At 38.1% G+C, this 24,704-nt stretch carries 29 protein-coding genes and 1 pseudogene; 14 read left to right on the top strand and 16 right to left on the bottom strand.

Going from position 1 to position 24,704, the window contains the following annotated elements:
* Positions 1-112 precede the first annotated feature (112 nt).
* Both FPV17_RS07255 and FPV17_RS07250 read left to right on the top strand, forming a co-directional pair.
* On the top strand, positions 113-1,417 hold the full coding sequence (locus tag FPV17_RS07255; protein WP_144558633.1) for a glutamate-1-semialdehyde 2,1-aminomutase: 1,305 nt from the start codon (positions 113-115) through the stop codon (positions 1,415-1,417).
* A gap of 83 nt (positions 1,418-1,500) precedes the next feature.
* The gene (locus tag FPV17_RS07250) at positions 1,501-2,562 is read left to right on the top strand and encodes an aromatic acid exporter family protein (protein WP_144558632.1); all 1,062 of its coding nucleotides are present in this window, start codon (positions 1,501-1,503) and stop codon (positions 2,560-2,562) included.
* A 27-nt stretch (positions 2,563-2,589) separates the two neighbouring features.
* Here the strand turns inward: FPV17_RS07250 and FPV17_RS07245 are convergent, their stop codons facing one another.
* From FPV17_RS07245 to fabL, 4 genes are all read right to left on the bottom strand, one after another.
* Positions 2,590-4,332, bottom strand: a complete 1,743-nt coding sequence (locus FPV17_RS07245; protein WP_144558631.1) for an ABC transporter ATP-binding protein — start codon at positions 4,330-4,332, stop codon at positions 2,590-2,592.
* Between the two features lie 52 nt (positions 4,333-4,384).
* Positions 4,385-4,912: a nucleoside tri-diphosphate phosphatase gene (gene ntdP, locus FPV17_RS07240; protein ID WP_038478372.1), complete on the bottom strand. Its 528-nt coding sequence runs from the start codon at positions 4,910-4,912 to the stop codon at positions 4,385-4,387.
* 182 nt (positions 4,913-5,094) lie between these two features.
* Positions 5,095-5,250 carry a gamma-type small acid-soluble spore protein gene (locus tag FPV17_RS07235; RefSeq protein ID WP_035395587.1) on the bottom strand — a complete coding sequence of 52 codons (156 nt, stop codon included), beginning with the start codon at positions 5,248-5,250 and terminating at the stop codon, positions 5,095-5,097.
* Positions 5,251-5,314: 64 nt separating this feature from the next.
* Positions 5,315-6,064, bottom strand: coding sequence for an enoyl-[acyl-carrier-protein] reductase FabL (fabL, locus tag FPV17_RS07230; protein WP_035395585.1), 750 nt, complete (start codon positions 6,062-6,064; stop codon positions 5,315-5,317).
* Between the two features lie 96 nt (positions 6,065-6,160).
* On the opposite strand from fabL, the gene yfhS reads away from it, so the two are divergent.
* A complete protein-coding gene (gene yfhS, locus FPV17_RS07225; RefSeq protein WP_035395583.1) occupies positions 6,161-6,382 on the top strand; it encodes a mother cell protein YfhS in 222 nt (73 codons plus the stop codon).
* Between the two features lie 11 nt (positions 6,383-6,393).
* The gene (locus FPV17_RS07220) at positions 6,394-6,750 is read left to right on the top strand and encodes a hypothetical protein (RefSeq protein ID WP_035395582.1); all 357 of its coding nucleotides are present in this window, start codon (positions 6,394-6,396) and stop codon (positions 6,748-6,750) included.
* 133 nt (positions 6,751-6,883) lie between these two features.
* Here the strand turns inward: FPV17_RS07220 and FPV17_RS07215 are convergent, their stop codons facing one another.
* Both FPV17_RS07215 and mutY read right to left on the bottom strand, forming a co-directional pair.
* A complete protein-coding gene (locus FPV17_RS07215; protein ID WP_144558630.1) occupies positions 6,884-7,627 on the bottom strand; it encodes an SDR family NAD(P)-dependent oxidoreductase in 744 nt (247 codons plus the stop codon).
* Positions 7,624-8,727 (bottom strand): A/G-specific adenine glycosylase, encoded by a 1,104-nt coding sequence (mutY, locus tag FPV17_RS07210; protein WP_246117152.1) that lies wholly within the window; start codon positions 8,725-8,727, stop codon positions 7,624-7,626. The genes FPV17_RS07215 and mutY overlap by 4 nt, the downstream gene beginning before the upstream one ends.
* A gap of 138 nt (positions 8,728-8,865) precedes the next feature.
* On the opposite strand from mutY, the gene FPV17_RS07205 reads away from it, so the two are divergent.
* From FPV17_RS07205 to FPV17_RS07195, 3 genes are all read left to right on the top strand, one after another.
* On the top strand, positions 8,866-9,846 hold the full coding sequence (locus FPV17_RS07205; protein ID WP_144558629.1) for a metal-dependent hydrolase: 981 nt from the start codon (positions 8,866-8,868) through the stop codon (positions 9,844-9,846).
* An 82-nt stretch (positions 9,847-9,928) separates the two neighbouring features.
* Positions 9,929-10,084, top strand: coding sequence for a small acid-soluble spore protein K (gene sspK, locus FPV17_RS07200; RefSeq protein WP_144558628.1), 156 nt, complete (start codon positions 9,929-9,931; stop codon positions 10,082-10,084).
* An 18-nt stretch (positions 10,085-10,102) separates the two neighbouring features.
* On the top strand, positions 10,103-10,264 hold the full coding sequence (locus tag FPV17_RS07195; RefSeq protein WP_081762217.1) for a YpzG family protein: 162 nt from the start codon (positions 10,103-10,105) through the stop codon (positions 10,262-10,264).
* Between the two features lie 37 nt (positions 10,265-10,301).
* On the opposite strand, the gene FPV17_RS07190 is transcribed toward FPV17_RS07195, so the two are convergent.
* Both FPV17_RS07190 and recX read right to left on the bottom strand, forming a co-directional pair.
* A complete protein-coding gene (locus FPV17_RS07190) occupies positions 10,302-10,622 on the bottom strand; it encodes a YfhH family protein (RefSeq protein WP_144558627.1) in 321 nt (106 codons plus the stop codon).
* Positions 10,623-11,453, bottom strand: a complete 831-nt coding sequence (gene recX, locus FPV17_RS07185; protein ID WP_144558626.1) for a recombination regulator RecX — start codon at positions 11,451-11,453, stop codon at positions 10,623-10,625.
* Between the two features lie 96 nt (positions 11,454-11,549).
* Here recX and FPV17_RS07180 point away from each other — a divergent pair, with 96 nt between their 5' ends.
* Positions 11,550-12,452, top strand: coding sequence for a TIGR01777 family oxidoreductase (locus FPV17_RS07180; RefSeq protein ID WP_035395576.1), 903 nt, complete (start codon positions 11,550-11,552; stop codon positions 12,450-12,452).
* 45 nt (positions 12,453-12,497) lie between these two features.
* On the opposite strand, the gene FPV17_RS07175 is transcribed toward FPV17_RS07180, so the two are convergent.
* On the bottom strand, positions 12,498-12,794 hold the full coding sequence (locus FPV17_RS07175) for a hypothetical protein (protein WP_035395575.1): 297 nt from the start codon (positions 12,792-12,794) through the stop codon (positions 12,498-12,500).
* 190 nt (positions 12,795-12,984) lie between these two features.
* On the opposite strand from FPV17_RS07175, the gene FPV17_RS07170 reads away from it, so the two are divergent.
* The gene (locus FPV17_RS07170; protein WP_035395572.1) at positions 12,985-13,188 is read left to right on the top strand and encodes a hypothetical protein; all 204 of its coding nucleotides are present in this window, start codon (positions 12,985-12,987) and stop codon (positions 13,186-13,188) included.
* Between the two features lie 217 nt (positions 13,189-13,405).
* Here FPV17_RS07170 and FPV17_RS07165 read toward each other — a convergent pair whose 3' ends face one another.
* From FPV17_RS07165 to FPV17_RS07150, 4 genes are all read right to left on the bottom strand, one after another.
* A complete protein-coding gene (locus FPV17_RS07165; protein WP_144558625.1) occupies positions 13,406-14,506 on the bottom strand; it encodes an AimR family lysis-lysogeny pheromone receptor in 1,101 nt (366 codons plus the stop codon).
* 323 nt (positions 14,507-14,829) lie between these two features.
* Positions 14,830-14,997 carry an SHOCT domain-containing protein gene (locus FPV17_RS07160; RefSeq protein WP_246117151.1) on the bottom strand — a complete coding sequence of 56 codons (168 nt, stop codon included), beginning with the start codon at positions 14,995-14,997 and terminating at the stop codon, positions 14,830-14,832.
* Positions 14,998-15,013: 16 nt separating this feature from the next.
* Complete coding sequence (locus FPV17_RS07155; RefSeq protein ID WP_060705263.1) at positions 15,014-16,309, bottom strand: phosphodiester glycosidase family protein; 1,296 nt, start codon at positions 16,307-16,309, stop codon at positions 15,014-15,016.
* 690 nt (positions 16,310-16,999) lie between these two features.
* Positions 17,000-17,515, bottom strand: coding sequence for an RDD family protein (locus FPV17_RS07150; RefSeq protein WP_035395563.1), 516 nt, complete (start codon positions 17,513-17,515; stop codon positions 17,000-17,002).
* Between the two features lie 392 nt (positions 17,516-17,907).
* Here FPV17_RS07150 and FPV17_RS21825 point away from each other — a divergent pair, with 392 nt between their 5' ends.
* A complete protein-coding gene (locus FPV17_RS21825) occupies positions 17,908-18,075 on the top strand; it encodes a hypothetical protein (RefSeq protein WP_158332001.1) in 168 nt (55 codons plus the stop codon).
* Positions 18,076-18,618: 543 nt separating this feature from the next.
* Positions 18,619-18,804 (top strand): hypothetical protein, encoded by a 186-nt coding sequence (locus tag FPV17_RS07145; RefSeq protein WP_035395559.1) that lies wholly within the window; start codon positions 18,619-18,621, stop codon positions 18,802-18,804.
* Between the two features lie 671 nt (positions 18,805-19,475).
* On the opposite strand, the pseudogene FPV17_RS07140 reads toward FPV17_RS07145, so the two are convergent.
* Positions 19,476-19,646, bottom strand: a pseudogene (locus FPV17_RS07140) (23S rRNA (uracil(1939)-C(5))-methyltransferase RlmD); the annotation flags it as partial.
* Positions 19,647-19,964: 318 nt separating this feature from the next.
* Here FPV17_RS07140 and FPV17_RS07135 point away from each other — a divergent pair.
* Positions 19,965-20,192 (top strand): hypothetical protein, encoded by a 228-nt coding sequence (locus FPV17_RS07135; RefSeq protein ID WP_144558623.1) that lies wholly within the window; start codon positions 19,965-19,967, stop codon positions 20,190-20,192.
* A 761-nt stretch (positions 20,193-20,953) separates the two neighbouring features.
* On the opposite strand, the gene rlmD is transcribed toward FPV17_RS07135, so the two are convergent.
* Positions 20,954-22,336: a 23S rRNA (uracil(1939)-C(5))-methyltransferase RlmD gene (gene rlmD, locus FPV17_RS07130; protein ID WP_144558622.1), complete on the bottom strand. Its 1,383-nt coding sequence runs from the start codon at positions 22,334-22,336 to the stop codon at positions 20,954-20,956.
* Positions 22,337-22,494: 158 nt separating this feature from the next.
* Here rlmD and FPV17_RS07125 point away from each other — a divergent pair, with 158 nt between their 5' ends.
* Positions 22,495-22,857, top strand: coding sequence for a GAF domain-containing protein (locus FPV17_RS07125; protein WP_144558621.1), 363 nt, complete (start codon positions 22,495-22,497; stop codon positions 22,855-22,857).
* A gap of 30 nt (positions 22,858-22,887) precedes the next feature.
* On the opposite strand, the gene pdaA is transcribed toward FPV17_RS07125, so the two are convergent.
* Positions 22,888-23,670: a delta-lactam-biosynthetic de-N-acetylase gene (gene pdaA, locus FPV17_RS07120; RefSeq protein WP_035395553.1), complete on the bottom strand. Its 783-nt coding sequence runs from the start codon at positions 23,668-23,670 to the stop codon at positions 22,888-22,890.
* Positions 23,671-23,826: 156 nt separating this feature from the next.
* Between pdaA and FPV17_RS07115 the strand changes: the two genes are divergently transcribed.
* Positions 23,827-24,651, top strand: a complete 825-nt coding sequence (locus FPV17_RS07115; RefSeq protein ID WP_144558620.1) for a DUF368 domain-containing protein — start codon at positions 23,827-23,829, stop codon at positions 24,649-24,651.
* Positions 24,652-24,704: the final 53 nt, after the last annotated feature.

The following is a 24,704-nucleotide window of genomic DNA, read 5'->3' as shown; positions in this document are numbered from 1 at the left end:
TTTAAATGTTTCTTCAATAAAGAACGCCTGTTTACTTTTATTCTCACTTAAACGGCAACATATGCTATCATAGTTGGGTACAAAAAATGTGCAAACCATAATGGAGGGTTATATGAATCGCAATACATCCGAAAAACACTATAAAGAAGCACAAGACTTAATTGTAGGTGGCGTGAACAGCCCATCCCGAGCTTACAAAGGTGTAGGCGGCGGAACACCTGTATTTATGGAACGAGGTGAAGGAGCTTATCTTTATGATGTTGATGGAAACAAATACATTGACTATTTAGCTGCGTACGGCCCCATTATTACTGGTCATGCTCATCCAGACATTACACAAGCCATTCAAGACCAAGCTGCAAAAGGCATTTTATACGGCACACCGACGCGGCTCGAAAATGAGTTTGCTCACATACTGAAAGAGGCCATCCCTTCTTTAGAAAAAGTACGCTTCGTTAATTCAGGCACAGAAGCTGTTATGACTACAATTCGAGTAGCACGTGCTTATACTGGCAGAGAAAAAATCATTAAATTCGCTGGCTGCTATCACGGACATTCTGATCTTGTCCTTGTGGCTGCAGGCTCCGGGCCATCTACGTTAGGAACCCCTGATTCAGCTGGCGTTACAGAGGGTACTGCCAAAGAAGTCATTACTGTTCCATTCAATGACAGCGATGCTCTTAAAGAAGCATTAGACAAGTGGGGACCTGAAACAGCTGCCGTTCTCGTTGAACCGATAGTTGGAAATTTCGGCATCGTTGAACCAGAGCCTGGATTTCTTCAAAAGATTAATGAATTAACCCATGCAGCAGGTGCACTTGTTATTTATGATGAGGTCATCACAGCTTTTAGATTTATGTATGGGGGAGCGCAAGATCTTCTACAAGTAAAACCTGATATGACTGCTTTAGGGAAAATTATTGGTGGCGGTCTACCTATTGGCGCTTACGGTGGTCGAGTAGATATTATGGAAACAGTTGCTCCTCTTGGACCTGCATATCAAGCAGGAACAATGGCCGGTAATCCAGCATCAATGACATCTGGTATTGCCTGTTTAAATGTATTAAAAAAAGAAGGAACTTACGAAAAGCTAGATGAACTTGGTATGACACTTGAAGAAGGGTTGTACCTCGCTGCAGCGAAAACGAATGTTCCGATTACGATTAACCGCTTAAAAGGTGCATTGACGGTATTTTTCACTGAAGAGCAAATTACCGATTACGATGGTGCATCTAATACAAATGGCGAGCAATTCGGCTTATTTTTTAAAGCAATGCTTGATCAAGGAATTCATTTAGCCCCATCCAAATACGAGGCATGGTTCCTTACTACAGCGCATACACAAAAAGATATTGAAGAAACGATTGCGGCCGCGGAAAACGCATTTAGCATCGTCGCAAACCACTTTTACCAATAATTGTGCGTATAAGGTTATCATTTTGCATAAGAGTAAGAGATATGATTCTAAAATGGTGACTAAAAGAAAGGAAACATCCGTACATGAGACTTGGAGCACGGATATTAAAAACGGGTTTAGCAGTTGTTCTAGCACTATATTTAGCTAGGTGGCTAGGCATTAGCCCACCAACATTTGCGGCTATCGCTGCTGCTTTCGCGATTCAACCGTCTTTATTTAGGACGTTACGAACCTTTAGCCATCAAGTTCAAGCCAATCTTATTGGTGCAACAATTGGTGTTTTATTTGTCATGACGTTTGGGCACGAACCATTTGTTGTAGGGGTTGTTGTTACCGTTTCGATTGCCATTTTTATTAAGCTAAAACTTGAGGCAGCCATTATTCCAACAGCGATTGTGACGATTATTATCATAATGGAAAGCCCCTCTGATAATTTTCTCCAGTTTGCCTCTGAACGCTTTATTCTTGTTTTAATCGGTATTGTAGCTGCTTTTCTTATAAATTTAGCATTTATTCCACCGAGGTACGAAAATAAAGTGTTTGATAAGGTAACAACCGTAACCGACGCGATTCAAGAGTGGTTAAATCTACTTGCCCGCCATGATGCGGATACGACTGTACTTCGTGAAGACATTAAGCATCAACGTATAGAACTTGATAAAGCGAATAATCTTTTTTCTTTATACCGAGAAGAGCGAAATTACTTTCGCGCCAAAACGTTTTCGCAGCGAAGAAGAGTTGTTGTATTTAGACAGATGATCCAAACAACCGAGAAAGCGTATCAAGCTCTTGAGGCGATTGAAAAGCGATCAGAAGATTATTTGCAGCTGCCGGAAAATGTGCAAAGTCGCATTGAAGAACAAATTTTATCACTAACCGATTATCACCAAAGAATTATTCTACGTTATAACGGGAAAGTGAATACCCACGCAACTGATGAATATGTTGACGAAATTGAAAAAGGCCAATCAACGATGACAAATCTTTTTGTTACACTTTATGAAGAAGAACAATTTGATTTGTCTCAATGGCACAGTTTTTTACCTGCGATCTCAGCATTAATTGAATACCAGCAAGAACTAGAGCATTTGGATACACTAGTAGAAAATCATCACACACATGCACCAGAAGATGAGAATCAATAAAACCCAGGAGGGAGCCCCTCCTGGGTTTTATACTTCTTGTACACTGTAAAGCTTATAATAAGCCCCTTTTGCCTGCATTAATTCTTGATGTGTGCCTTGTTCCTTCACCGTTCCGTCTTCAATGACAACGATTTGATCTGCATTTGTAATGGTAGACAATCGGTGAGCTACAATAAATGTTGTCCGGTCTTTCGCTAGCTTTTCTAGCGCTTCTTGTATGAAATGCTCACTTTCAAGGTCTAAAGCAGAAGTTGCTTCATCGAATACAAGAATAGGCGGATTTTTTAAAAATACACGCGCAATCGCAATACGTTGTTTTTGCCCGCCAGAGAGCTTAACGCCTCTTTCCCCTACTTCTGTATCGTACCCATCTTCCAAGCCTAAGATAAAGTCATGAGCGTTCGCTGCTTTCGCCGCCACTATCACTTCTTCATCTGTAGCATCCGGCTTTCCAATTTTAATATTCATTTTGACACTATCACTGAATAATATGTTGTCCTGCAACACCATTCCAATGTGATCACGTAAGGTCCGCACTTCTAAATCACGAATGTCTTTACCATCAATTAGAATGCGCCCAGCTGTCACATCGTAAAAGCGTGGAATTAAGCTAACTAATGTACTTTTTCCACCACCACTCATACCGACGAGGGCAACGGTTTGTCCTGCTGGAATGTCTAATCGAATATCTTTCAAAATGGGATGGTCATCCTCGCTATATGAAAAAGAAACTCGATCAAACGTCATTTTCCCATCCACATGAGTAAGGGCTGTTGCGCTTGGTTTATCTGTAATATCATACTTCTCATCAATAAACTCAAACACACGATCCATTGACGCAATGGATTGTGTTAATGTTGTGGACGAGTTAACCAACCGGCGTAACGGTCCATACAAACGTTCCATATAAAGTACGAACGCACTCATAACGCCAATTTCTAAACCATTTTGTAATACAAAAATGGAAGAGACAAATAACACGAGAAGTGGAGCAATATCCGTCACTGTGTTTACAACAGCAAAGGTTTTTGCATTCCATTTCGTGTGGTCAAGCGCTTTTGTTAAGAAGTTTTTGTTCCGGTGAGAAAATTGGTTTTGCTCATAATCCTCATTAGCAAAGCTTCGAATAACATTCATCCCTTGAACACGTTCATGCAAATGGCCTTGGACATCGGCTAATGCTTGCGATCGTACCCGAGTTAGTTTTCGTAAATGCTGATAAAAGTATTTAATTGAAAAGCCATAAAACGGGAACATTGAAATCGCAACGAGGGTTAACCAAACATTTAGATTTAACATAATGATAATGGCGATGACAATCGTTGCCAAATCGAGCCACACGTTCATTAATCCTGTGATAACAAAATTCTTTGTTTGCTCTACGTCATGAATAACACGGGAAATAATTTCTCCCACTTTACGATTAGAATAAAAACGTAAGCTTAGCTTTTGTATATGCGTGAAGAGATGGTCGCGAATATCAAATAGAATATGATTTCCAATCCACTGAGCAAAATATTGGCGGTAATATTCTATCGGTGGGCGTAATACGATGAAAAGTACGGCCATTCCGCCCAGAATCCAGTATAGCTGTTTGTATTGATCATCCCTTGCCATCGTTTCATTTAGTAAGATATCATCAATGATGTACATCATGGCTAGAGGAAACAAAAGCGGGATACCGAATTTTAAGATGCCAATTAAAATGGTAATGCCAATTTGCTTTTTGTATGGTTTCACAAAAAACATATAACGTTTAATCGTATTCAAGTTAATCCTCTTTTCTCAGGAAAAAAGTAAGCCTGTTTTCACAAGCTCACCTTTACCGATATTGCAAGTACCGTTCATACCAATTTTCAACAAATTGAGGTGCAAACGGACCCTTTCGTTGATGAATCCAAGAAATTAATTCATCTACACTCCGTCTCAAGATGGCGTCAAGTTCGGGAGGATAATGCATTAATTTGCTATGCAGTTCATACTCATCTTCATCAAGCAGCTTCATCGTCATATCAGGATATACTTTAATATCCAAGTCATAATCAATATATTTAAGCGCTTCTTCATCCCATGTAAAGGGTGTTCCAATATTGCAGTAGTAATAAATCCCATCTGCACGAATCATACCAATTGTATTAAACCATTGATCCGCATCAAAATAACAAATCGCTGGTTCACGTGTACGCCAATGCCGACCGTCAGATTCTCGTACAATGATTCGGTCATTGCCTGCAATTACTACTTTAGAAGACCCTTTTAAAATCGTCGTGTCTTCCCATATTCGATGAAGCGTACCATTATGTTTATAACTTTGTATTTGGATGGTGCTGCCTTCCTTAGGAAAGCTCATACTTTTCTCCCTTCGGTATTATTTTTACCAAATTGTTTACTATCCAACTCTACTCTACATTTATATTATACAATGTTCATACTTTATTTAAAACGTAAACACTCTATAACGCAAATATAGAAGGAATGTGACATAAAAAAACACCTTTCTTCCGAATGGAAAAAGGTGTTCTTTCCCAACAATTACTGTTGGTTTTTCTTAGAAGCAGACTGAGCGTTTTGCTCTTTCACTTCTTGTACATCTGTTTCACTTGCGAATTCAGCGTTGTACCCTTGTTCAGAAGCTTGGTTTTGCTTCTTCACTTGGTTTTTGTTTGTTTTAGATGCTTTGTTGTTCATGGTTATCACCTCCACGCTATTTAACTTCTCCCGAGGAGGTGATTTCTATACAAAAATTTTTAGGCTAAGCTAAAAGTGAGATGCCGCCGTCTACAATGATCGTTTGACCACAAATCATACTGGAATCGTCTGATAGTAAGAACATTACTGCTTTTGCTAAATCGTCTGCTTCAACCATTCTTCCTGCGGGTGTTCGCTCAGCAGCATCTTTTAGCAATTCCTCTCTATTTGGAAAATGAGTCAATGCATCTGTATCCACAGCACCACCAGAAACAGCATTCACAACAATGCCTTTTGGAGCGAGCTCGACAGCCAAATAGCGTGTTAATGATTCAACGGCCGCTTTTGATACACCTACCGTTGTATAATTTTCTAAATAGCGAATAGAGCCAAGTGAGCTTAAACTAACAATCTTTCCTCCCCCTGTTACTTCCATCCGTTTTGCTGCTTCTTGCGCGCAAAAAAGAAGGGCTTTCGCATTAATGTCCATTGTCCAGTTCCAATGGCTCTCTTCAAGCTCCATTAAAGGACGTAGAACGCCAGACGCTGCATTATTAACAAAAACATCTAAACGTCCGAAATGCTCATCAATTTCCGCGAACATTTCTTTTATTTTATCTTGCTTTCCAACATTCGCTTTTATTGTTAACACGTCTACACCTAAAGCACGAATTTCTTCGGCTGTTTCTTCTGCTTGAGAACGACTTCTCGCAAAATTAATGACAATATTATAGCCTTGCTGGGCAAGTTTAATGGCAATCTTTTTACCAATACCACGACTGCTTCCAGTAACTAATGCAACTTTTCTTTCCATATGAAATCCTCCAATTATTTACTGTCTATTCGCCTCATTATAACGTATAGCCACGGTTTATAACAGACAATCTAATAACAATAGGAGGGATAAGCCATGTATGTAGGACGAGATTTATCTGAATTAGAGATGGTGAAACCAGCAGATTGGACTGATAAAGAATTAGCTTTCTTTCATCACGGGATGCAACAAATGACTGCTTATTTAAATGTACAAGGAAATTCAAAGCATAAAGCCATTATTGAAGAAATTGAAAAGCGTGGTGGACTTCATCATCAAGCAACTTGGACAAGCGGAACAGAAGTTCATTATGATTAAGGAGAGAAACGATGGATAAAAGTAAACAGCTTTACTACGTTAATTTAAATCCAATTAGTATGGACAACATTAGCTTAACAAAAGTAGATGATGGACAATTAATTGAATATGAAATTTCCGCTACGGAAGCGGAAAAGGAAGAGTTTGAACGACTCATCCGTGAAGTTCATAAGCACGATGTTGAATTGGGAAATCTCTTTAGCTTTAAGCATTTTGATGATTTAACAGCTGATGCTGATAAAGACGAATATCAAACTGGTATGAATGATATATACGATCGACTCTATACATTAGGAACAGAAGAAACAAAACAGAAAATTTCCGAAATACACCTTCAAAACGAAGACGACACGACACCAGGTTTATAAGTACAGAAACAGGGCTTTATCGTTTAAGGTCATGGAGTAAACCTTATCGGTTATAGCCCTGTTTCTGTATGGAAAGAATAAACTCATCCGAATATTCTTAGCACTTTGAAGCTCATTTAGCTAGTTTACGCATCTACATATTCATTTTTGACTGTCCACCATCAACTTGTAAACTCGATCCAGTTACCCAGTTAGCTTTTGGGGAAGCCAAGAATACGACGACATCCGCAATTTCTTCTGGCTTGCCAAAACGCCCTGCAGGGATGTTTGTTTGCACAAACTGGTTTATTTTCTCAGGATTTTCATCGAGACGCTTCTGCCAGTTACCAGTGGGGTGTAAAATACTTCCTGGCGCCACGCTATTAACGCGAATGCCTTCATGCATCACTTCATCAGCTAACGCTTTCGTAAAACTAATTAACGCTGCTTTTGCATTATTATACGTTGCTTTCCCACCTGATTCACGACCAAAAATAGAACTGACATGAAGAATAGCCCCTTCTTTATTTGCTTTCATTCCCGGCAAAACGAGCTTTGAAAAATGGACTGCAGAAAAATAATTCAATTCAAACGCCTGATGGAATTCATCCATCGTTGTTTTTTCAATTTCCGCACCATTACTTCCGCCTGCGTTATTAATTAAAATATCTATTGGACCAATTCGTGCTGTCACTTCTTGAAAAATCCGCTCTCGTTCTTCAAAGTTGGTCACATCCCCTAAAATTACGGGAATGTCAGTCGGAAACGCTTCCCCTTCTCCTCTTGCACATACAGCCACTTTACATCCTTCATCTGCAAATGCAAGCGCAATCGCTCTGCCTATCCCTTTCGTTCCACCTGTTACAAACACGGTTTTCCCTTTTAACTGTAGGTTCAAAGTAAATCCTCCTCTAGACAATAGCTTAATACTTTTTGTTGCGATACCGGAAACGCAAACCCTTCTAATTCTTTTTTCGATACTGCTTTCCAGTGTTCTGGAACAGCCAGTAAACTGACATCACCTACATAAAGATCTATTTCCCAAATAATATGGCTAAAAACATGTTTAACATGAAAAGGTTGCTTTTGAACGTTCTCTGTTATTGAATACGTATGATGAAGAACCCCTTGTCTCTCTTCATCTGAAGATGCTTGTGGTAGCATAGGCAATTGCCATAAGCCGGCTAATAATCCTTCAGAAGGGCGTTTTTCGATATACACTTTCTTATCTTGGTTGACGAGAAGGAAAGCGTCTAAATGAATTGTTTTTGCTTTCTTTTTCTTACTTTTTATCGGTAATTCTTCTTGGATACCTAATGAGAATGCATCACATTGTTCCCTTACAGGACAAAGTAGACAGCCAGGTGACGTAGGTGTACAGACAAGTGCTCCTAGCTCCATTAACCCTTGATTAAAACTAGACGGATTGTTTTTGTCGATGGCTTCGTACAGAATGGCTTCATGAACTTTTCTCGTGCTCGGCTTAGCAATGTCATCTGTTAGATGAAAGACTCGAGACAACACCCGCATTACATTCCCGTCTACAGCAGGTTCTGGCAACCCATACGCAATACTTAAAATCGCTCCAGCTGTATATGGACCTACACCTTTTAATGATTCCATTTCTTTTCTGCTTTTTGGTACTTGCCCTCCGTAGTGCTCTACAACTTCACGAACACCTTTTTGCAAATTCCGAACACGGGAATAGTAGCCTAACCCTTCCCAAACTTTTAAAATGGCGTCTTCGTCCGCATACGCTAAATCTTCCATTTCTGGAAATGAGCGCATAAACCGTTCGTAATAAGGAATAACCGTATCAACCCTTGTTTGTTGAAGCATGACTTCAGAAACCCAAATTTGATAAGGTTCTTGATTTTTTCTCCACGGGAGGTCTCGTTTATGTTGTTCATACCAATGGACTAAATTGGTTTGAAACGACTCTATTTTATGTTGATCAAGGTTTTTCAAACAATCACCTACCATCTTGACTTGTCGCATCAATACATTCATCATGAAAGAATGCTTAGTTTACTTCACGACGGGTATAACTATAGCATAAGTTAAAAAAATGCGTAACAATTGTAGCGCTTGATAACGTACGAATGTTTCACAAATTAAAGGAGGATGTTATAGAGAATGGATACATCCACACATATTGTTATGGGTGTGGGGCTGGCTGGACTTGCGACGTTAGATCCAAATGTCTCAGCATCTCCTTATATGGCGACAGCCGTATTAGCTACAACTTTAGTAGCCTCAAATGCTCCAGATTTCGATACAATCCTTAAATTACGAAATAATGCCGTTTATATTCGGCACCACCGAGGCATTACCCATTCGTTACCGGCATTATTTCTTTGGCCGTTTATCGTCTCAGGTGGACTGATGCTCTTTTTTCAAGACGCCTATTGGCCAACATTACTTTTATGGGCAGCTATTTCTGTTTTCTTACATGTGTTTGTCGATATTTTTAACGCATATGGGACACAAGCATTGCGCCCGATTAGCAACAGGTGGATTGCACTCGGTGTCATTAATATTTTTGACCCTGTTATTTTCGGCTCTCATGTTTTTGGGATTATGCTTTGGATTCTTGGTCTACCTTCAGGTCCAGCGTTTATTGGGATTTATTTGTTTCTTATTTGTTACTATGTTTGGCGCTATAAACAAAAACAAAAGGTGGTTCGCCAAGCACGACAAATACACCCAAATGCTTCCCACATTTTTGTATCTCCAACGATTCGTTGGAACAAATGGCATTTAGTCATACGTACACCTGACATGTTGTACGTTGCACAATCAAAAGATCGTGTTATTCATTTCTTTGAAAGCTATACGTTTGATCCGATTCCAAACGATTCAGTTATGCAGGCGGCACGTTCGGATAAGAATCTAGCCGCATTCCTTTCTTTTTCACCAACATATCGTTGGGAGATGGAAGCAACTGATGACAATGGCTATGAAGTCCGTTTTGTAGACCTACGCTATCGCAGCAACGGATACTATCCATTTGTTGCGATTGTAAAGATGGATGAACAGCTAAACGTTATTACTTCCTATACAGGATGGGTTTATAGTGAAGAAACATTAAGAAAGAAGTTAAAAATTATTACGTAGCCTGGTTATAATTCCCTCCAATAATTAGTTCCTCATCCGGTCATATTAACGGTAAGCCGATAAGGCGGAGGGGGTTTCACGAGTGCGAAATAAAGCGAAAAACTTTCCGAATCCGATTTCGTTTAATGGTAATAAAGCCGATAACGCCGATGCAGCCGCATCCAAGCGTCCGGATGGATCTATTAATGATCATCCAAAAGAACGAATGAGTTCGTCCAACCACTTTAAAACGTTTTAATACTGGGAGGAATGATTCATGGGTAAGGAAAATAGTAAATCGCGTTTTAACAGTTTGTACCAAGATCCGTTCATGTCACCGCGTGCCAATTCAAAGCACGCCTTCCACCAAGTGAATGGTGAAACCCAGCAAAGTCAACACAATATCGTGCTTGAAGCGCAGATGCGAAAACGTACCTAGCGCTAAAAAAGAGGCTTTCGAAAAGAAAGCCTCTTTTTTATTTATCCGTTATTTTATCAGCTAATAACGAGATTGGGACGCCCGCAAGCTCTCTTTCACCTGTTCGGTACCCCCAAGCAAAACGGCCATTCATATAGGACACCTCGAATATTGTAACCCCATCAGTCATTCGATACGCTTGTCCAGGTTCAATGGAATCGGGGTCTACTAAATACGACTGCGCAATCGTCTTTCTTCTTTCATAAACGGCAAATTCATTACTATTGCCTAACTGCTCAGCTTTTTTAGCTTTCTCGTTTAACATTGCAATCTCTAGCTTCAGCTCATATTCATCCATGTCACTAAATCGCTTTTCCATTTACTCAGACATTCCTCTCATTTGTTCATCTACGTACGCTTTACAATCGTCAAACGAAAAACCTTTTCGATATAACGCTTGAATCATTTTCTGTTTTAACTCGTAAGGTTCAGTATATCTTTTTTTATAAGTCCGAAACAATTTGTCCCCTTGATACGCTAATGCCTGCTTTTCTTCGTCGTTGTTCATCTCATCTGTAAACGTACGCATTAGACGGCTTATCGCCTCATAACGAAATCCTTTTGCCATAAGTTGCGTTTGCCATTTCTTAAGTTGCTGCTGTTTAGAATCTTTAACGATGCCTGATTTTCGATCTTGCTTGTCCTTCCATTTTTCCAAACGGTTGACTTCCCAGTTAACATCATACTCACTCAAAGCACATTCTATATGCTTTTCAGCAACACCCTTTTCCAAAAGCTGCTGCTTTAATTTAGTTGGTCCAATAAAACTTTGATTTACTTTTGAGCGCACGAAAGCGTGCGCAAACGCTAAATCATCGATTAATCCTTCCGCATTTAACCGTTGAATGGCTTGTGCGATATGACTTTCTTCGCGCTCTTTCTTTACTAAATACTCTTTAATTTCTTTCTCGGAACGCATTCGAAATGATAAATAATGAATAGCCAAATGAAACGTCTTCTTTGCCTCATCCGCTTCGGCAATTTCTTTCATGGCGTCTTCATCAAGCTCCATCCCTTTACGCAAGTTGTATTTAATTAGAATATCTTCATCCACACTAAACGAATAACGCTCAATTTGACGGTCAAGTACAAAAATATTGTAACGCTGTTTAGCCTTTTTTTGCATCGTGATCTTTGATATGATCGGCAACAACCTCGCTCCTTTCTTTACTAGTCATTCCTTAACGTGTTATTCGTTACGGTAAAGGGTATAACAAGAACAAACGATGATAAAGGAGCTCAGGACATGAATATTGCTATTACTGGAGGTACGGGATTAGTAGGTCAAAAATTAACAAACTATTTAGTCGAGCAAGGACATACCGTCACTATTTTAACGCGAAATGCAGCAAATAAGCAAAGCAAAGAACACATCTCCTATGTAGAATGGCTTCAACCAGATGCCACTCCTGCTGAGCATTTAGAAGGCACAGACGCATTTATTAATTTGGCTGGAGAATCCATTATGGGGAGGTGGACAGCATTAAAAAAAGAACGCATCCTCTCAAGTCGACTAGAAGCAACGACCGAATTGATTTCCATTATAAAACAACTGAAAAAAAAGCCAACCGTTTTCGTAAATGGTTCAGCTATGGGCTACTATGGCTATTCTGATACACAGCAATTTACAGAAGAGGATAAACCAGCGAACACACCATTCCTCGGTGAAGTTACACAAAAATGGGAGAACGCCGCATCTTTAGCCTCAGAACTTGGAATTCGAACAGTGTACGTGCGAATTGGCATAGTTTTAGACACAAAAGGAGGCGCACTTCCGAAGATGCTTCTTCCTTACAAATTCTTTGTTGGCGGTAAAGTGGGCTCAGGGAAGCAATGGATGTCTTGGATACACATAAACGATTTAATTCGCTTGTTTTTATTTGCCATAGAGGAAGAAGCAATCTCTGGCCCTTTAAATGCCACTGCGCCTCACCCTGTTCGTATGAATCAACTAAACCGAACCATTGCTAATGTGATGAGTCGTCCACATTGGATGCCTGCACCATCTTTCGCTATAAAAACCGCCCTCGGTGAAATGAGTACGCTGATCCTCGACGGAGCTTACATCTTTCCTCGTAAAGCCATTCAACACGGTTTTACATTTGACTACAGTGAACCGGTAGCCGCACTTAAACAATTGTTAAACTAACGATAAAACGCATGGTTTCAGATACAACTGATACCATGCGATTTTTTAATGAAGCAGCACTTTCTCGAACTTGATACTCTGTTCCTCAATACCAAGCTTCTTTAAAAACTGCTCTGCTTGCCTTAACGTATCAAGCGGATATTGTGTTTGACAAAGCTGCGTTGCTCTCCGAAGACTCTCCTGAAACTGCTTGTTTAATGCCAAGTCCCGCTTCACATTATAAATCGCTTTTAAAACCTTTTCATCTCGCTCAAAGCTAACAAATCCCTCTGTTTGATTGTAATACACAATAAGAGGTACATGGGTATGGGGATGAATAATATGTGTCTTGTATAACTGCATAACTCCTCACACTCCGTGGACGTTTTTCTTTTATCTTATGTAACGATTGTACCACGGTTAAAACAAATGCCTAGTTCAAATAAATATTGTTCCCACTGCACTACTACCATGTTACAACTGAAAAAGATTCCTACTCTTTATTTTTCTTGCTACACTGTAAGCATATATTGTTTTAGGAAAGGACTACAGAATGAACACAAAACGTACGATCATGCTTTTACTGCTTGCACTTGGACCAATCCTCACTATGCTTTCTGTAACAATTGAGCTAGAGTGGCTTGCGCGTAGCGTAAGAGTAATCGGGGGAATTCTGTTTATGAACACCATCATTTTTTACCGAGAAATAAGAGCGTCCCTCCACAAAACTCTTGCAAAACGAAAAAAGACTCTCTAAGGAGTCTTTGTATCATAAACGAAATGTAGTTTCTTTATCTATATGTTTAAAATGGTTTTACAGTCCTATTAAGATCCGCCGGGTTGCGTCGGTCCGCCTTTTATTTCAACTAACTCAGGTATAGTACCAGTTGTCAGTTGAGCAAAGGGCGAACTTAGTAAAAATAACATCACAACGATGATACTTATCATTACCTTTTTTATACGCCAACACCTCTTTAAATTATACTATCTAGCTTTGTTGTGAAGAACGTTGCAAAGTAATTGTTACCACTTTGCTTCATTTCGCCGTAACCTTCAAACACTTGATGTACATTTTTTGTACATAAACCTAAATAGAGCTTACCAAAAGGACTTAGTTGACTTTGATTCTTAAGCAACCGTATTGCTTTATTCACCTCCCCTCGAACGTAGTGTTGATGTGCCACTTCTTCTTCATCTCCACAACTTAAACAACGGTCATGGATAACATTGTGTATACTTAAGACAAACGCAATATCTTGCTCCATTTCTTCGTGTTTCTTTGAATTTGCTTTTTTATAACAAGCTTGAGCCATCTCCAAATAACGTATAGCCAAATCGACGGAATGGCCCTGATAGGCGTGTCCAAGTAAGTGATTTGCACTAGCTACAATGAAATCAGAAGCTAGAGGACTTTTAAGAATGTTATTGGCATTTTGTATCGCATCTTGAATATCGATGCGGTTATATAAACTATCATAAGCTCGCTGTAAATCGTATTTAAGTAACAACGAATCTTTCAAGAACCCTTCTCGTAACACATGTACTTTCCGATCCGTTCTCGCCAGAAAGTTGTTCATATCATAGAAATTTTGTTTAAATGTTAACGTGGATTCAATTAATTCCAGCTTTAAAAGCGCTTCTGGAATAGTCACTTTCCCAAATAAGCTTCGACATCTTTCCCACGCCATTTCTGAAGTCAGTAAATCTTTATCCCGCTCAAACCGGTATATCTCTATCCATTCTTTCACTTCGCCTTTATGATCTTGATGAACAGATAACAAATCATCAAGCAAGTCTCTTCTGTTAAAATTCGAAGCATATTCAAGCGAACTCAAAATACCAATCGGCTTTGTCAGCGTCCGACAGTAATCATCCATCACATCTAAGTAATCTTCTTTTTCAATATAGCGAATAATAGCAAAGGAATTAGAAAATTGCAGATCTTTTTGACCTTTCTTATCCAAAAACATAGAAATAAGCGGCTTCGATATTCCTGTTGCTTTTGAGATGTCTACTTGCTTATTCCCTTCTATACTTAAATAATTTCTAACAAGTTGATATAGATATTCAGACAAGAAAGACCCTCCTCTTCACTACGATGATGTACGATGTAATTATTGTTTATTATAAAGCAACAATAAAAATATTGCTGTCGAAAAATAAAAGAATTTCTTCTTTTTTAGCGTTTTTCCTAATATTTTCTTGAAACGTACAAGTTTTCTTTGATTAATCATTCGCTTATTCCAAGAACCACAACATACTTAGGCATGTGAGCTATTTGGATCTTTGCTCACATCCATCTAATTCCGGACAAAAAAATAAACCCTTAATGGTACTACACCCCAAATGCTAGCTTGGCACTCTAACTATTTAGGGGCAATACCAATAAGGGTTCTTTTTAACGTAAAAGCTCAAGTTTCTTTTTATGAAATTCTTCCTCTGTAATGATTCCATCATCAAGTAATTCTTTAAATTTTTTAATTTCATCTGCTACTGAAAAAGCTGTTTCAGTAAGGGGTTTTTGATTAGATTTCCGTTCGCAAATAATATGAGCTTTTCCAAACAACTAAGGAGTCAATATGCTAGGCGTTAATCCAAGATGTCCATGTTCCACCAGTCTTTCTACGTTTTCTTAATCCAATGGAAGATTGTACAAATGGTGTAGCTATTTGCAAAGCATCATTATTTAACTGATAGTGATCAATCATCCAAGCTGTTTGTCCGGCAGGAACATTCGTAGCGTCAGTTTGTCTGATCCAGTAGCGACCGTTCTCGCTTATTGCATTTGCATCTGTTACAGCTTTGGATTGACTGTGGAACGTTCCTAGTGTCCCTTTTAAAGATGAAATCGTACCATCTGGTTGAACTCTAAAGACTGTTCGATCATTTTGATAATCGTACAAAGACATAAATTCTTCTCGTAAATTTAATTTCACTTTTCGCTTGTTACCCTCCCACACTTCAATTCCTTGGGTTTTATAACCCTCCTCTCCTCGAAGTTGTATAAAGCCCCTGTTGTATTCATCAATTCGCTGTACCATAGATTCTACTTCTTGAAGGCGTTTAGAGATTCTGCCAACGTCAGATCCCAACGAGTAAAGATCTTGAGCCGAAACACCGTTCACTGGTTTTTGAATGTAGAAGAAATCAGGTACTTTTCTTTCAGTCATGCCATTATTATCGATTGAACGATTAACCATGGCACCTCTCACTACAGTTTGAGCACTTCCACCGCCATCCAGTGTAAAAGCAAAAGCAACCTCCTCTTGCAACATGATTTCTGCTGACTCATGGGAAGTGAAGCCCCTATCAAAATTCGTACGACCATCTACAGTCAAAATGACAATATCTCCAGTAATCTTTTGACCAAAAATTTGTGCGGGCTGAGGATTTTGATTATGCTCATAGTCATCATAAACAGTCTGCGGAAGTTTAGCACCATTTTCTATTAAAGGGATAAACCCAGTGACTGCATTCGTATAACCCTCATTAATAATTGTGGTTGCTGTAGTCTGAGGTCGAAATACTTTAAATTGATTGTTATCATTAAACGCAAGGATGTATCTAGCTTTATCTGTTCTTCTATCGGATAGAATCCTCCGATTAACAATATTGACTCCCGATAAAGTCATTTGAGTAGGGTGAAAAATACCTGCATTTATTGTAACTGTATTTGAGTTACGTTGTGCAAATGACCTTGCAGTTTCACCTGTTTGTGCGTTATTAGCTAACCCATGTTTAAGAGTGCCCCCTTCTGAAACTTCGATTACAGTTACATAGTAAGTAGTACCATTCTTTCTTCCTTCTCTAGTTGTAACACCACTATAAAAAGCTGAATCTTCAAGCATGTTCACACTATTACTATTTTCGTTTGTCATCTGACACTCCTCCATTTTGACCATTGAGAGAACTACGTTGAAATCGCAACACTTACTGAGTCTGCTTTCCATTACAAGTAGCATCTATATCTCTTCGTATTTATATTGGTTCAATACACAAAGAGACCAGAAGCAAGATTTATCAAAGGTCGTTAATCATTTTTTTAGTTCGTGTATAGATAGTTGAGTTGGTCTCTTTCAACTGGTCTTCTTCACACAATGTAGTAAACTGAAATCCATTTATGATAATTGGAATAACAAAATCAGGGTTTAATACACAAAAAGAGAACCACCTAGTAGGAAGCTCTCTTCAGTACATCAAATTTATTTTTTCTTAATCTCATTTTTTTATCAGAAAGACCTAGGAAAATAAGTGTACTCATAGTAACAACGTAGAAAAATCAATACAATTACCCCGCGTAGATGATTGCACCTAAAGTATAGTTATGAATAATTGGTATGTTACTTCTTATTATGAGAATGACATTCTATACAGCTATATACAATTAAGAAGTTACTAATGAAACAATAAATGAAGTGCTTTACCCTCTTCTAGTTCTTTTAAAATGCACTCCACACAGTCTTACCATATGGTATCATCAATCTTGCGAGGAATAATTTCATAGGACTAAGCTCCAAAACCGTAACTTTATGACACCTCCGTTTTAGCTAAACCTTTTACTCAAATACTTATTTAATTTTCAATACTTGTGTTTTTGCCACAATGTCGTACAGGGATTGTCTTTTTTTTGTAAAAATGGCTGACAATATATACGAAAACATAAGTGCGTAAATGAGCCCGCCAACCAAATAATAGCTAAATGGGACTTCATTATTACCTATATAAACAAGACGATACACAAGAAAATGTGACAATTCCCAAGGCAAAAATTTTAACATCGTTCGAAAAGTTAAATGAAAAATTGATAGTTCTTGCCCATTGTATCCCACAACTCGTATACCGACTTTCCTTTTTCCAAAAGATTGTTTACCAATTGAAGAGTCGCTAATAATGAAATAAAGTGAAACAGGGAATGTGACCATGATAAATCCTGCAAATTGCGCTACAATCAACGAGCCTGTAAAAAATTCTTGTAGAGATGGAAATATTAGTACATTGACTATAAATAGAATAAGTAAATAAATGAGAATAAGTAGATAATCAATCATAAAAGCTTTAAATCGCAGAAAAAACGAAGCATTCATCAACACATCCCCTTTTACCTTTAATGTATAAGCACTTTTATAAAATTATAGCTTATATTCACACCAATAATCTTTTTATTTTCAAAATCATGTGCGTTTCATCATTACTTGATCTCGTAGTGTTGTTTACCGTGCTTTTGATTCCACATAAGTAACGGGCATAATACTCACAATATAACTTCGTCTTCATCTCTGTCTTGTATATCTTCTAAGTAACTGCTCATTTAGACAATTTTTTATAGGATCCCTCTTTCTCTTGTTTATTCTCCTAAAATTATGTTTACCTATAAAGATGTAAGGGTATGTAAACTGTTTACGCTCTGTTCAAAGTTGCTCGTAAATATGAGACAATGTCTTTACGGCTTTTTTCTAAGCCGCAAAGGAGAATGCCGATGTACAGAGTTGTTCGGTACGTTAACGGGATTACAGAAACCTCAGTGGATTCAGAACGCAACGAGAAAACCTTTACTGATTTAGCTTCTGCGCAACTTGAAGTTAAAAAGTTGAATTTAGATCTTATTCTATTAGACGGTGATGTCTGGAGAATACAGAATATATAAGCAGGCTCAAGCCTGCTTATTTTTTGTTTTAAGCTGCAGGGCACACCGCATCAGTGATTCAAAGTCTTATAAAGCTGTATACTCCACTTACGATAAAATATAGGGGAAATAACCACATTATGCCTAACATTATCCGATTATCGTTTTTGTGGTTTCGCTTATACGCATAGATAATTGTTGTTATAAACAATCCGGCAAGAAAAAAATCCGAAATGATTAAATAAATAGCATTAGCTTCTCCTTTACTTAGGGAATAAACAAGGCTTATGATCGTTGCTACAAAAAACACAACGCTCATACTAATTATTGCAAGCTTCATATTCTTCATGAGACCCTCCCTCGTGTTACTCCATTACCCTATCACGGAATTAAAAAACAGTAATAGAAAGCGTATACGGTCCTTTTTAGTTTGACCTTACGTGTTCACGTCCGTTCATTCGTTCGCTTAAAGCCCTCAAAAGTTCTTATATGAAAAAAATTCTTAGTTTTAGCACTCCTTACAAGAGGTATGGTTTTCTATAAATTATTTTAGGAGGATTAAAAATGTTCGCTAATAAGTGTTTCAGGAATGCCCTAGCAGTAGGTTTTGCAGTAGCCATTTTTTTAATGATTGTCTCACGACTTAATACACAATCAGTCCTCGGAATTATTGTTATTTCAACAGTCGTTTATTTCATCTGTTATGTTACGTCACGTGAAAAAAACAGAACTGTATTTGATAAAGAATAAAGTCCTAAAGGGGTAGGGTGAACCTACTCCCTTTGACCACTTCGTAATTGTCTTATCCTGGAACTTAATCTTTTTACGACCTCCCTCAAGGGTACTGGATTGAACATCATTTATTGGAGGTTCTTATGATTATAAAAATCCCTTGCTAGATGCGCTTATTGTTTTCCTACTATCTTTTGTCTTTACATACTTACTCAGCTTTCTCATTCGCTTCGGCGACCATCCATTCATAGAGAACTGGTTAACTCATTTTGTTATTGCGACTGGATTAACGATTGGTCTATGTGTTTTTCCTTTCATTTTCAAGAAAAGAAAAACATAGGAGGTATTCCCATGTATCATTTTAACAAATGGTTTGACTCTCTTATAGTAGCTCTCGTGTGCGGTAGTGTTTACTTAATATTGAGCATAATTCATGATGACCAAGTAAAATGGCTGAATGCCTTAATACTTGCCTCTTCTCTATTTTTGACATGGACAGTAATCATTCCTCACCCTCGTAAAGAAAGAAGTAAAACCAATACCAAAAAGTAAGAAAAGATTTACCATGGAGACACTAATGACAAGAAATTCTTCTATTGCAAAATCTCACGTTACCAAAGATCTTCACGGAAAAACTCATTATCGCCAAAATGTGATCATTGCCACCCAAACGAGAAAAAACCCTGTATTTACAGGGTTAGCTCGGTTACACTTTCAACTTGCGCCGTCCATGGGAACATGTCGACAGGTTGAATGTTTTTGATTTTATAGCCTTTTTTCATCAGTTGTTCAATGTCTTTTGCAAGGGTGGATGGGTTGCACGATACGTAAACCACTCGTTTTGGTTTTGCTTTGATGATGAATTGAGAGGGATAATTTTTCATCCACTTCAAAAAAGATAGTGAGTGACTTGTCAGAACTTTAATTAACCAAATATAATTCCTCAGCTTCTCTTCATATCATTTATCACCTTTTTATATTACTCTAAGATTTGTCGAAATATATTTTTTGAATTTTATGTAAAATATGTTAACCTAAAAAAAGTTTGGAGGTCATTTAAAATGAAAAGTCCTGCATCAAATTTTATACGCTTAATTCTTGTAGCAATTTTTGCACTACTTCTACCATCATCCGCTTAAGCCGAGGAAAAAAGTGATGAAAACGATACAATTGAAATCATGCAGACTAATATTCAATTACAACATACAAGTAGTGGTGATGTTAATGGTAGGGTCGGTAGAGTATTAGGTACCGGTTCCATACCGGCTGGTTGGGTAATTGAATACAATAGCGGTAAATCACCTGTCCAATGGACTAAAGACAACATTCGAAACATTGAGTTAAACATTAAAAGACAAGCTGGTGCTCTTTACAAACAAGCAGTTAACAAATACATTTTTTTATAACTATACTACAAATAGAGTTTCTTGGGGTTGCATTCCAGGTCAGCATTGCTTAGCACCTACATCTGGAGAACTTCATGAATTTAATAATTTTTAATTCATCCGATCTTAAAACAATAGTGGAGGTTTTTTCAACTTGTGGTTCTTTATCGCAATGGTGCTAATAGGAATTTTATTACCCATCACTCTTCCTTCACCTAGACTTTTTTTAGTACAAATATTCGGAGAAAATAATCCGTTGGCCACCATTTTTATAGCTTTAGTGACCTGTGTTATTTTTTTTATCATCCATAAACTATTTAAACTTGTCATTAAGATTTATTCTCGAATCCAAAAAACACAAAAGAATTAGTACATGTTCCAGTTTCATTAAATTAATAAAAAGGTGAATATTAATCAACAACAAGGAAGTTCAAATTAATTTTATGATAGTAATAAAATTAATTTGAATTACTACTATCTAAGGAGGTTATGACAAATTGAAACATATTTTCACCATCATAATTGCCTTAATTTTAACTCAATTCATACTCCCTTCACCAGTGCATTTTACGATTCAAGTTTTTGGAGAACAACATCCTTTTGGCTTTATTTTTCTAACACTGTTAGGAGTCATTCTTTATTATTTGATTTTAAAGATTGTTGATACTTTGATTACTTTCTTCTATCAGCTACAAAAGAAACATCAGGATTAGCTTTTATTCTGGTGCTTTATTATCGCCAAAATGTGATCATTGCCACCCAAACGAGAAAAAACCCTGTATTTACAGGGTTAGCTCGGTTACACTTTCAACTTGCGCCGTCCATGGGAACATGTCGACAGGTTGAATGTTTTTGATTTTATAGCCTTTTTTCATCAGTTGTTCAATGTCTTTTGCAAGGGTGGATGGGTTGCACGATACGTAAACCACTCGTTTTGGTTTTGCTTTTACAATTGATTGAAGAAGCTTCCCATCACATCCGCTTCGAGGAGGATCTACAATCACAACATCCGGTTTGAAGCCTTCCTTTAACCAGACCGGCATCCATTTTTCGGCTGTTCCTACTTCATAGGATGCACGAATCCCGTGTTGCTTAGCATTTTTTCGTGCGTCAGCAATCGCTTCTTTCGTCGTGTCCATCCCTCGTACTTCTTTAGCGTTCTTACCTACCCACTGTCCAATTGTTCCAACACCACAGTAGGCGTCGATTACGTTTTCTTTTCCAGTTAGTTTCGCTGCTTTCTTTGCTTCGTTATAGAGCTTTACCGTTTGGGCTGGATTAAGCTGAAAGAATGCGCGTGCAGATAAATCAAAAGCAAACTCACCTAGTCGTTCGTTAATCGTTTCTTCCCCATCTAAATGATGAGTATTTTCGCCAAAGATAAGTGAAGTCCGCTCATGATTAATATTCTGCATAAATGATGTGACTTGCGGTAATTTCTTTCGTACTTTCTCAATAAGTAACTCTTTTTTCGCAAGCTCTTTTGTCCGGGTTACAAGCACTAGTTGTACTTGCCCCGATTCAAACCCAACTCGCGTGACGATGGTTCTTACTTGTCCATTATGTTTTTTCTCGTCATAAATCGGAATCGATAAGTCTTGTAAAATTGTTTTTACTACTTGCGTCACTGCATTAAGCTCTTTATGCTGGACAAGACATTCCGATAAATCAATGAGTTCATGAGTCCCTTCTTTATACAAGCCTGCCGCAACTGTGCCATTCGTCTTCCGCGTTTGTAATTGGCTTTTGTTGCGGTAAAACCATGGATTGTCCATACCAATCGTATCGTTTAAAGGGAGTTTTTCTTCGCTTAGCTTCGTATAGCGATAAAAAGCTTGTGCCACAATGTCTTTTTTCCCGCGTAACGTTGCGGCGTAGTCCATATGCTGAAGCTGACATCCACCACACTCATTGTATATTGGACATGGCGGGGCTTGGCGTTCTTGTGACGTTTTTCGTAGCTTCCGAATTTTCGCCTCAGTAAACCGTTGGCTTGCTTTCGTTACTTCTACAACGACCTCTTCACCCGGTAACGCTCCTTTAACGAACACGACTTTCTTTTTGAAATAGCCTACACCTTCACCATTAATACCTAAGCGTTTAATTGTAAGTGGAAACCGTTGACCTTTTGTTAGTTGAATACTACTTTGTTCCTTGTCATTCATAAAAATTTAATTTTTTCCTCCTAATTGAAACCCTAATGTATTGGGGTTTTCTTTTACATAGTATAACAAATTTTTCTACCCTTCCTAAACTTTCTAATTCATCTTATGAAAACTTCTGATAAAATGGAGAAGTAATTGTGTTCGGAGGTGGTGATAAGTTGTCTATTCCTACGGATATAGCTTCTCTAAAAATTATGGCTCACGTTTACAAAAAACAAGACACAGATTATGTATTTGAAAAAACAGTTGAAAGCTTAGTTGAGACAGTACCTTATATTGACTGGGTTGGCATCTATATGTATGAAGATTTAAACCATACACTTGTTGCCGCTTCTTGCTTTAGCAATGATTTACGATGGGAATGTAATGGTGAATTAAAGTTCCCTGTAAAAAACGCTGCTAGCACAGAAATTGGGATGATGATTGTACGGACAAAAGAATCAATTGCATTTGATGTAACCGATCTGTCTACTTTGGAAACGATCGCAAGTGCCATTGCTTACGATAGTCAAATGAATTAAAAAGGAGCCGCAGATGCAGCTCCTTTTTATTTATGGTAGTGGTTGATCCAACGCTAAGTCATCTAAACTTTTAAATGTATAGCCCTGTTCTTCACAAGCATCAATAATATCGCCTAAGGCGGCTGCATTATCTGGTGAAACCGAATGAATGAGCATAACAGCACCTGGGTGTATTCGCTTCATCACTTGTTCAAATGCATACTCTTTTCCTCTTTGTTTATCGACTTCCCAGTCCTTATAAGCTAGAGACCAGAATACATTTGTATAGCCTAATTCTTTTGACAACATAAGTGTACGTTCACTAAATTCCCCTCTAGGCGCTCTCAAATACCGCATTTGCTCTTCCCCAGTAATGGTTGTAAACATGTCTTTAACAGAATCTAACTCATCTTTGAGCTTGCTGTCGTTTACTGCTGGCAAGCTCGGATGGTGGAAGGAGTGGTTTCCAACAATATGGCCTTCATCCACCATACGTTTGACTAATGGCTCCGCTGTTTTTAAATAGTGCCCTGTCACAAAAAAAGCACCTGGAACGTTCTTTTCTTTTAATACATCTAGAACCGTTTCCGTATAGCCATTCTCATAACCGTTATCAAACGTTAAATAGAGTGCTTTTTCATTTGTATTTCCGATATAATAACTGTCCGATTGCTTTAATAACGCTTTATACTTTTCCTCTGTATCAGCTGGTGTATGAGTAGGCGCAGGCTTATAACTCCAGTTAAATTTCGTATTATCGAAAGCGTAAGCCGGCTTTACTGCAACTGCTATAAATGCAAAGAATATAAGACTAAAAACCAACCATCTTTTCATATCTTTCCTCCCGTTAAATTGTACTTGATGTTAGTATGAGGTTCACAGTAAAAAACTATTCGATTTACACATCTTTCGTTTTTTTTCGACTTGCATGTTCAGATACGCTATGGTTTGATTGAAATTGGTGTATGAATGAATATTGGAGGCACGTGCATGTTTAAATGGACAAATTTCTTTCGCGGCTTTGCAATGGGAGTTACTGAAACCGTTCCTGGCGTAAGCGCGAGTACAATCGCAATGTTAATGGGTATTTACGAACAATTACTTGGCTCATTAAGCGACATAACAAAAGGAAACATAAAGCGAGCACTAGGGTTTTTAATACCTTTAGGGATTGGAATGGTTTTTGCTTTACTGATTGCTGCAAAATTTATTAAATACTTACTCGCAGAGCACCCCATTCCAACAATGTTCTTATTTGTTGGCCTTGTAGTTGGTATTCTTCCATTTTTATGGCGCTCTGCGCATGCTGAAACGAACAAACGCTTTAAATCCTACCATTATGGATTCATTCTTGTTTCATTCACGCTAATGGCTCTTACTAGCCTTATCGGCGAGCCTGTGGAAACGGTGATTACCGACTTCAATGCTGGAACATACATTTATTTATTTTTTTCTGGTGTACTAGCAAGCATGGCGCTTGTTTTGCCTGGCATTAGTGGTGCATTAGTGTTAATGGTCCTTGGCGCTTATTACACGGCTATTTCTGCTCTTGATTCATTGCATTTGCCTGTGATTTCAGCGATTGGCTTAGGTGTGGTGTTCGGCGTACTATTTACAAGTAGAGTAATACGTTATTTCTTAAAAACCTACACACAAGCTACCTATTCCATTATGTTAGGTCTTGTAGCAGGATCCATTCTCGTTATTATGCCATCTTCATTACCTGATAGCTTTTTATATGGTCTTGTTACATTTTTTACGTTCTTAGCAGGCTTAGTAACAGCGCTCACTTTTGGACGAGCTGAACGCACCTAGTGCTAAACAACTAAATGTTTAGCACTTTTTTGAATTGTTAATTTTTTTAAATA

This window comes from Shouchella miscanthi, assembly GCF_007725405.1.
Lineage (GTDB): Bacteria > Bacillota > Bacilli > Bacillales > Bacillaceae_D > Shouchella > Shouchella hunanensis.
The sequence above is the reverse complement of the archived record's forward strand: the minus strand, read 5'-3'. Positions and strand labels throughout refer to the sequence as shown.

Excerpts from the sequence above, each read along its gene's own strand:
- FPV17_RS07255 (WP_144558633.1), top strand. The coding sequence starts at position 113 with ATGAATCGCAATACATCCGAAAAACACTATAAAGAAGCACAAGACTTA.
- FPV17_RS07250 (WP_144558632.1), top strand. The coding sequence starts at position 1,501 with ATGAGACTTGGAGCACGGATATTAAAAACGGGTTTAGCAGTTGTTCTA.
- ntdP (WP_038478372.1), bottom strand. The coding sequence starts at position 4,912 with ATGAGCTTTCCTAAGGAAGGCAGCACCATCCAAATACAAAGTTATAAA.
- FPV17_RS07235 (WP_035395587.1), bottom strand. The coding sequence starts at position 5,250 with ATGAACAACAAAGCATCTAAAACAAACAAAAACCAAGTGAAGAAGCAA.
- fabL (WP_035395585.1), bottom strand. The coding sequence starts at position 6,064 with ATGGAAAGAAAAGTTGCATTAGTTACTGGAAGCAGTCGTGGTATTGGT.
- yfhS (WP_035395583.1), top strand. The coding sequence starts at position 6,161 with ATGTATGTAGGACGAGATTTATCTGAATTAGAGATGGTGAAACCAGCA.
- FPV17_RS07220 (WP_035395582.1), top strand. The coding sequence starts at position 6,394 with ATGGATAAAAGTAAACAGCTTTACTACGTTAATTTAAATCCAATTAGT.
- mutY (WP_246117152.1), bottom strand. The coding sequence starts at position 8,727 with ATGCGACAAGTCAAGATGGTAGGTGATTGTTTGAAAAACCTTGATCAA.
- FPV17_RS07205 (WP_144558629.1), top strand. The coding sequence starts at position 8,866 with ATGGATACATCCACACATATTGTTATGGGTGTGGGGCTGGCTGGACTT.
- FPV17_RS07195 (WP_081762217.1), top strand. The coding sequence starts at position 10,103 with ATGGGTAAGGAAAATAGTAAATCGCGTTTTAACAGTTTGTACCAAGAT.
- FPV17_RS07190 (WP_144558627.1), bottom strand. The coding sequence starts at position 10,622 with ATGGAAAAGCGATTTAGTGACATGGATGAATATGAGCTGAAGCTAGAG.
- FPV17_RS07180 (WP_035395576.1), top strand. The coding sequence starts at position 11,550 with ATGAATATTGCTATTACTGGAGGTACGGGATTAGTAGGTCAAAAATTA.
- FPV17_RS07175 (WP_035395575.1), bottom strand. The coding sequence starts at position 12,794 with ATGCAGTTATACAAGACACATATTATTCATCCCCATACCCATGTACCT.
- FPV17_RS07170 (WP_035395572.1), top strand. The coding sequence starts at position 12,985 with ATGAACACAAAACGTACGATCATGCTTTTACTGCTTGCACTTGGACCA.
- FPV17_RS07155 (WP_060705263.1), bottom strand. The coding sequence starts at position 16,309 with ATGACAAACGAAAATAGTAATAGTGTGAACATGCTTGAAGATTCAGCT.
- FPV17_RS07150 (WP_035395563.1), bottom strand. The coding sequence starts at position 17,515 with ATGAATGCTTCGTTTTTTCTGCGATTTAAAGCTTTTATGATTGATTAT.
- FPV17_RS21825 (WP_158332001.1), top strand. The coding sequence starts at position 17,908 with ATGTACAGAGTTGTTCGGTACGTTAACGGGATTACAGAAACCTCAGTG.
- FPV17_RS07145 (WP_035395559.1), top strand. The coding sequence starts at position 18,619 with ATGTTCGCTAATAAGTGTTTCAGGAATGCCCTAGCAGTAGGTTTTGCA.
- FPV17_RS07135 (WP_144558623.1), top strand. The coding sequence starts at position 19,965 with ATGCAGACTAATATTCAATTACAACATACAAGTAGTGGTGATGTTAAT.
- rlmD (WP_144558622.1), bottom strand. The coding sequence starts at position 22,336 with ATGAATGACAAGGAACAAAGTAGTATTCAACTAACAAAAGGTCAACGG.
- pdaA (WP_035395553.1), bottom strand. The coding sequence starts at position 23,670 with ATGAAAAGATGGTTGGTTTTTAGTCTTATATTCTTTGCATTTATAGCA.
- FPV17_RS07115 (WP_144558620.1), top strand. The coding sequence starts at position 23,827 with ATGTTTAAATGGACAAATTTCTTTCGCGGCTTTGCAATGGGAGTTACT.